At 69.2% G+C, this 7,369-nt stretch carries 5 protein-coding genes and 1 pseudogene; 4 read left to right on the top strand and 2 right to left on the bottom strand.

The window, feature by feature from the left end:
• Positions 1–1,227, bottom strand: a pseudogene (locus P409_RS01885) (hypothetical protein); the annotation flags it as partial.
• Between the two features lie 285 nt (positions 1,228–1,512).
• Between P409_RS01885 and P409_RS01880 the strand changes: the two are divergent.
• Positions 1,513–2,592 carry a sensor histidine kinase gene (locus P409_RS01880; RefSeq protein WP_202964521.1) on the top strand — a complete coding sequence of 360 codons (1,080 nt, stop codon included), beginning with the start codon at positions 1,513–1,515 and terminating at the stop codon, positions 2,590–2,592.
• Entirely contained in the window at positions 2,580–3,365 is a 786-nt protein-coding gene (locus P409_RS01875) for a LytR/AlgR family response regulator transcription factor (protein WP_034831229.1), read from the top strand. The genes P409_RS01880 and P409_RS01875 overlap by 13 nt, the downstream gene beginning before the upstream one ends.
• A 201-nt stretch (positions 3,366–3,566) precedes the next feature.
• Here the strand turns inward: P409_RS01875 and P409_RS01870 are convergent, their stop codons facing one another.
• A complete protein-coding gene (locus tag P409_RS01870) occupies positions 3,567–4,346 on the bottom strand; it encodes an AraC family transcriptional regulator (protein ID WP_034831237.1) in 780 nt (259 codons plus the stop codon).
• Between the two features lie 177 nt (positions 4,347–4,523).
• Between P409_RS01870 and P409_RS01865 the strand changes: the two genes are divergently transcribed.
• A complete protein-coding gene (locus P409_RS01865) occupies positions 4,524–5,705 on the top strand; it encodes an HlyD family secretion protein (RefSeq protein ID WP_034831227.1) in 1,182 nt (393 codons plus the stop codon).
• On the top strand, positions 5,695–7,287 hold the full coding sequence (locus P409_RS01860; RefSeq protein WP_034831225.1) for an MDR family MFS transporter: 1,593 nt from the start codon (positions 5,695–5,697) through the stop codon (positions 7,285–7,287). The genes P409_RS01865 and P409_RS01860 overlap by 11 nt, the downstream gene beginning before the upstream one ends.
• Positions 7,288–7,369 lie beyond the last annotated feature (82 nt).

Raw genomic sequence — 7,369 nt, 5'->3', positions numbered from 1 at the left:
GCCATGGGTGGTCAGCGTGCCGTTGTCATTGAGCTGCACCGACGCCCCGCCCGCAGCCCCGCCGGCGCCGCCGGAACTGTCCCTGTCGGGGCCCTTGCCCCCGTTGCCGCCCCGGGTTGCCGCGGCCAGGGCGCCGCCCGTCAGCTTGGTGCCGTTGGTCACGTCGACGAGGATCTCGCCGCTGCTCGAGGCATTGGTGCTGCCGCCCTGACCGCCCGCCCCGCCGGCGTCGCTGGGGTCTGAGGAGGCGAGGCCGTTACCGCCGGTGGCGAGGGCGCCGATGCCGAACAGGTCGGTTTCGTCTCCTTCGGTGTCGTTCCAGTAGACCTGGACCGAACCATTGTTGGTGACGGCCGCGTACCCCCCGGAACCACCGTCACCATTGTCGGTCCCGCCATCGCCGCTTGCCGAGACCGCGATCATCCCTCCGCCCGTGGCCGGGGCCTGTATGCGGTTGGAGCTGGTGCCCAAGAGGATCGTGCCGTGATTGTCGGCCTGAACGGTACCGCCGCTGCCGCCGGCGCCGCCCTTCTGGTTGCCGGACACGCTGCCGTTCTGGTCGCCGCCGTGGCCGCCGATGCTCGCGGCAAAGATGCCGGAGAACCCAAGCTGGCTGGCGCCGGTAACCGTCAGCTTCTGGTTGTTGGTCACGAACACGGTCCCGCCGACGCCGCCCGTGCCGCCGTTGGAATTGTTGTCCGAGTTGTCGAGATCGGCCGCACCGCCAATGGACGTCGCTTCGATTCCGAAGAGCAGCGGGAACCCGCTGGTTGTCAGCTCCGTCGTTATCGCACCGTTGTTGGTGAACGTTATCTTGCCGCCGGCGCCACCATTGGCATTGTCCTTGCCGAACCCGCCTTGCGCGATGGCGGTGATCCCGCCGTAGACGAAGGTGGAGGGGGATGTCGGGCTGATGTCGATGGTCGCGTTGTTGGTGACGTTCAGACTGTCCGAGGCACCGCCGCTTTTGACGTCATCATCGCCCTGCGTGCCGAAGATCTTCACATATTCACGGGTGGTGTAGGGGCCGCCGGACAGAGTGCAGGTGACCGGGTTGCTGCCGGAGCAGCCGATCTGGCCGGCGCCCGCCGGGACGGCCGCCAGGACCGCGCAGGCCGAAATGGAGGATCGAAGCGCCAAGCGGACCATCGCTTTCCGCCTGGCGATCGCGGCCTGGGCGCGGGCTCCCATGACGTTCCTGTCTTGGTGGTCCTTCGATCCGGTCATGTTGGCCTCCCGCCCGGCCCGGCCGGCCTTCCATCGACAGGCACGACGCCAAGCTGTTGCGTCCGCCGGACTGGTGCCGGCGGCCCCTCTCGCGGACACGAAACATCGACCGCGCGACCGAAGTCCTAGTATCGTTGCGCTGAACCGCACGCGCGCTATTCGATGAAACGGCCATTCCAGTCGATGAAGCGACATTTCCAGGACCAGCCAGTCGCCGCATCATGGCGGGCCGCCTTTGGCGAGAGATGCGATCGGATCTCCGCCGGATATCGGAGACTGGCTGACTTGCCCCCTTTCGCGGCTGCAGATGGAGCGACGGACAATGCCCCGTCGCCACCGATTTCGTTCTGGCGCGCGAACGCGGCGGCCTGGATCTTCATCGCCTTCTTCGGCCTGGTCTCGCGGCTCGCCGCCTTCAACGACGTCGCGCTGACCGTGGCGCTGACCCTGGTGCTCGACCCCATCGGCTTCCTGCTGACGAGCGCGGCATACAAGCTCTATCTGCAGCGGACCCGGCATCGCGGGGCTGTTGTCGCCGCCCGGGCCCTGGCCTGCTCCGTCCTCGGCGGGATCCTGCAGATGGTGATCGCCAATGCGCTCAAGGATGGCCTGTTCCCCGACATCCCCGTGGGCAACATGGCGGCCAACGACGCTGTCCCGGCGGTCTTCTACACCGCTGTCTTCCTCGGCTGGTCGCTGGCCTATTTCTGGATCCGGGCGGCTGTCGACGCCCGGACGGAGCGGGCACGGCACAGCGAGGCGCAGGCCGCCGCAACCCGGGCGGAGCTGCAGCGCCTACGCCTGCAGCTCGACCCCCACTTCCTGTTCAACGCGCTGAACACCGTGGCGGCCGAGATCCCGGACAATCCCGATTCCGCGCTGGAGATGACCCACCGCATCGCCGCCTATCTTCGCTACTCGCTGGACCAACAGACCCGGCCGGTGTGCCCGCTGACCGACGAGATCGAGGCGGTGCGCGCCTTTGTCCGCATCCAGGAGCTGCGCTTCGAGGGCCGCCTGCGCTGCGTCGTCGAAATGGATCCGGCGGCGCGGTCTGTCGTCGTGCCGCACCTGATCGTGCAGGGGCTGGTCGAGAACGCGGTGAAGCATGGGCTTCGGTCGTACGCCGAGATGCTGGAGATCCGCGTGACCGCCCGGCGGACGGCCGGCGACGCCGTGGCGATCGAGGTCGTCAACCCCGGCCGGCTGGCCCCGCGCGCCGGTGACCGGCCGGCGGTGGGCCTGGCCAACACCAGACGCCGTCTGGAACTGCACTATCCGTCGCGCCACGAGCTGTCCCTGGTCCAGGACGGCGACCTCGTAGTGGCGCGGCTGCTGCTGAGGGGAGATGCATGCTTCGCGTGATGGTGGTGGACGACGAGCCGCCGGCCCGCCGCGGGCTGCGCCGATTGCTGCAGGCGCATCCGGATATCGAGGTCGTAGCCGAGGCCGGGACCGTGTCCGAGGCGCAGGTGCAGGCATCCGCGCTGCGTCCCGATGCGATCTTCCTGGATGTCGAGCTGACCGACGGCCGCGGCTTCGATCTGGTCGCGCAGCTGTCGCCGGCACCGGCGATCGTGTTCGTCACCGCGCATGATCTTTACGCGGTCAGGGCGTTCGACATCTCGGCCATCGATTTCCTGCTGAAGCCGGTCGATCCCGGGCGGCTGGCCATGACGATCGAGCGGCTGCGCCAGCACGAGCAGAACACGGCACGCCCTGCGGTTCCTGACCCGGAACGCCAGGACGACCTGCAGCTGGATGTCGATCGGCATCGCGGCGACGCACCGGCGCGCATCCATTTGCGGATCGACGGCAGATCGGTGATCGCGCCGCTGGGCATGGTCACCATGCTGGCGGCGGAAGCGGATTTCACCCGCGTCTTCCTGAAGGGTGCGCGGGACTACCTGGTGTGCCGGCTGCTCCGGCATTTCGAGGCCCGCCTGCCGACGCCGCCCTTTGTCCGCGTCAGCCGCTCGCTGATCGTCAACCTGGACCAGCTGGAACGAGTGGACTGGCAGGAGGCCGGGCGCTGCAGCCTGTCGCTCGGCGACGGCATCGGACCCGTCACGCTGGGCCGCATTGCCGCACGGCGACTCCGACAGAGTCTCGATACCCGCTCCCAAGTGATTGTCTGATGGACTGACACCAAGGTCAGATGCAAGAGGCCCAGCCATCCCACCATATCGAGGTCGCAAAGCGATGAACTACTTGTTCAAGCGCTGGCCAGCCTTCACTCGCTTCCTCGACGATGGTCGAAGCTGCCCGACCAACTACGCGGCACATGGAAGCGCTGTGGATCACAGCTGAAGACGGCGGCCTGACGTCTGCCCGCAATCTCAGCCCGACCTCCGTTCACCGCGCTGCGAGTAAGCACTGGGCGGCACCCCCAGCTCGCGCCGGAACATGGCGGCGAAGGCGCTGGGGCTGTCGTAGCCGTGCTCCAGCGCGACCTCCAGGATCGAGCGGCCTTCGGCCAAGCGCGGCAGGCTGAGGAGAACGCGGGCGCGACGGCACCAGTCGCCGAAGCTCATCCCGGTCTCGCGCCGGAAGAGACGGGCCATGGTGCGGCTGCTCATGGCCAGGCTGCGCGCCCACCCCTCCATCTCCGCCGGCCTGGACGGATCGGCGACGAAGCGGCCGCAGAGCGCCGCCAGCCTCGGATGCCGGGGCATCGGCACGTGGAAGTCGAGGACCGTCGCAAGCCGCAGTTCGTCCAGGATCAGCTCCATGATCCGCTGGTCACGGCCACCGAGCTCGTAGGCCAACGGCAGGTCCATAGCGGCGATCACCAGCTCGCGCAGCAGCGGCGAGACCTGGAGCACGCGGCAGTCGCGAGGCAGGTCCGGCCGGGCATCGGGCTCGACGAAGACCGTCCGCATCCGGATCGGGCTCGCGGTGCGGATCTCGTGCTCGATCCCGCCCGGCATCCACACCGCCCGTCCCGTCGGCACCACCCAGCTGCCCGGCGCCGCATGCACGGTCATGACGCCGGCGATGGCGTGGATCAGTTGGGCCCGACGATGGCTGTGCGCCGGCAGGACGATCCCGGCCTCGTGATCACTGGGGAAGGCTGCCAGCGGACGCGGCGTGACCTGGCAATCCTCATGGGTCAGCATCCTGTCCATTCCTCGACGATGGCTGTCATTCCGGCGCGCGCAGGACGGCCTGCCGCTGAGTAACGTTGCTTCAGGCCGGCCGCAACGCCTGGCGGAACAGGGCAGCCCCTCACTGGATGCATCTGATTATCGCTCGCACCGTTTCGGCCGGAAGCGTCCCGAATTCGCAGGTTCAGCATGAGCATCATCACCAGACGCGCGCCGACGGAAGCGCAAGACGATCCGGCGGCCTCGACCGCACCCGGCCGGGGCAGAACCCGGCGGGGCAAGGCCCTGCTCCTCGCCGCAGCTGCCGTCGCGGTATCGGCCAGTGGTTGCGCGGCGGGCTGGCACTGGTGGACTGTCGGCCGCTTCCTGCAAGAGACCGACGACGCCTATGTGCGGGCCGATGTGGTCACCATCAGCCCTCGCGTCTCGGGCTACGTCGCTGCGGTCATGGTCGGCGACAATGAGCCGGTGCAGGTCGGAGAGGTGTTGTTGCGCATCGACGACCGCGACCACCGCGCCGAGCGCGACAAGGCGCAGGCCGCAGTCGACGCCGCAGACGCGGATGTCGCGGCCGATCTCGCCGCGATCGCGACCATCGACGCCCAGTTGCAGCAGCAGCGAAGCGCGGTGGCCGAAGCCCGGGCGGCGGCCGACGGAGCCGACGCCGAGGCGCAGCGGGCCCGGCGGGATTTCGATCGCTTCCTGGCCTTGGCCGACCGGCAGGCGGCGAGCCGCCAGAGGCTGGAGACGGCGGAGGCCGACAGCCGCAAGGCCGATGCCGCCCTGGCTAAGGCACGGGCAGCCCTGGAGGCAGAGGCCGGCCGGGTTCCGGTCCTGACGGCCCGGCGCCGCGAGGCCGAGGCCGCGCTCGAGCGCAGCCGGGCACAAGCCGGGCAGGCCAGGGCGACGCTGGCCCTGGCGCAGAATGCGCTGGACAGCACCGTCATCCGCGCCCCGACCGGCGGCATGGTGGGCCAGCGGACGGTCCGGGCCGGCCAGTATGTCGAGCCCGGGCTGCCGCTGCTCGCGGTCGTCCCGCTGGATTCGGCCTATGTCGTCGCCAACTTCAAGGAGACCCAACTGCGGGCGATGGCGCCGGGCCAGCCGGCGAACATCAGCGTCGACGCCTTCGGCGGAACCGTGCTGCACGGCCATGTCGGCAGCTTCTCACCGGCGTCCGGCGCCCAGTTCGCGCTGCTGCCACCGGACAACGCCACCGGCAATTTCACCAAGATCGTCCAGCGCATCCCGGTGAAGATCCTGATCGACCGGCCGGCGGAGCGCAGCTTCGGACTGCGGGCGGGCATGTCGGTGGTGGCGACCGTCGATACCAGGGCCGGCGACCGTCCGGAGCACTCCGATGCGGAATGAGTCCGGAGCCGAGCGGCCGGTCCCCCTCCGGTCCTGGGTCGCCGTGATCGGCGGCGTCTTCGGCTGCTTCATGGCCGGCATGAACGTCCATGTCACCAACGCGTCGCTACCGGACATCGAAGGATCCCTGGGCGCCAGCTTCGATGAAGGATCCTGGATCACCACCGCCTATCTGGTGGCGGAGATCGTCATCATCCCGCTGACCGCCTGGCTGTCGGAGGTGATCTCGATCCGCCGCGTCCTGATCGCCGGGACCGTGGGGTTCCTGGCGTTCTCCGTCTGCTGCTCACTGGCCCCGACCATCGGCACGATGATCGCCGCCCGGGCTCTGCAAGGGGCCGCCGGCGGTGTTCTGATCCCGCTGTCGTTCCAGCTGATCGTGACCGAGCTGCCGCCGTCGAAGCACCCGGTCGGCATGGCGCTGTTCGCGATCGCCAACAACGTGGCCCAGGCCGCCGGGCCGACCATCGGCGGCTGGCTGACCGACGCCTATTCCTGGCGCTGGATCTTCTATCTCCAGATCCCGCCGGGCCTGTTCCTGCTCGGGGCGATCGCGTGGTCGATCGACCCGAAGCCGATGCGGACCGACGAGCTGCGCCGCGGCGACTGGGGCGGCATCGCCGCCATGGCCGTCGGCCTCAGCGCCCTCCAGATCGTGCTGGAGGAAGGCGGGCGGAAAGACTGGTTCGCCTCCGGCTTCATCGTCTACGCCAGCGCCGTCGCCGGCGCGGGCCTCCTCGCCTTCGTCGCCATCGAGCTGTGCCGCAGGCGCCCGTTCATCGATCTGCGCCTGCTGGCCCGCGCCAATTTCGGCCTGGCGAGCCTGGTGCAGTTCACCTTCGGCGCCGCGGTCTTCGGTGTCGTGTTCCTGGTCCCGAACTATTTCTCCCAGCTGCACGGCTACAATGCGCGGGAAACCGGCCTCGTCATGATCCCTTACGGGGCGGTCCAGCTGGTGATGTCGTTCCTGACCCCGATGCTGATGCGGCGGCTCGGCGCGCGCCTGACCGTCATCCTGGGTTTCGCCTTCGTGGCGGCGGGATGCTTCATGAGCACGGGCCTGGATGCGAACAGTGCCCGCAATGTGATCGTGCCGTCGCTCGTCATCCGTGGAATAGGCCAGTCCCTCGTCGTCGTCGCCCTCTCGGTGATATCCGTGGCGGGGCTGGAGCGGCACCAGCTCGGCTCGGCCTCCGGCCTGTTCAGCATGGTCCGGAATCTCGGCGGCGCAGTCGGCATCGCGATCATCAGCCAGATCGTCGTCGAGCGTGAGAAGCTTCACGCCATGCGGCTGGGCGAGAGCGTCAGCCTGTACCTGCCGGAAACCCGGGAGTGGATCATCGACGGCGTGCGCGCCGTGTCGGGGACGCAGGTCGGCCGCGCCGACGCCCTGCTGGGCCCTGGCGCCCTTCCCGCCCGGATGCAGGCGATCGGACTGATTGACGGCGAGATCCATCGCCAGGCCCTGTTCATGGCCTATGGCGATGCCTTCCTGGTCGCGGCCGTCGCCCTCGTGGCCTGCGGCGCCGTCGCGGTCTTCCTCCGCCAGGGCCGGGCCGCGGCGGCGGGCGGTGGCCACTGACGGCCCTGTCCGGATCGCGACGACGGTTGTCCGCACCGCGCGCGCCCGCGGCGCGGTGACCGCCTAGGCTGCGACCTCCCGC

Source organism: Inquilinus limosus MP06, assembly GCF_000767795.1.
Taxonomy (GTDB): Bacteria; Pseudomonadota; Alphaproteobacteria; order DSM-16000; family Inquilinaceae; genus Inquilinus; species Inquilinus limosus_E.
The sequence above is the reverse complement of the archived record's forward strand: the minus strand, read 5'-3'. Positions and strand labels throughout refer to the sequence as shown.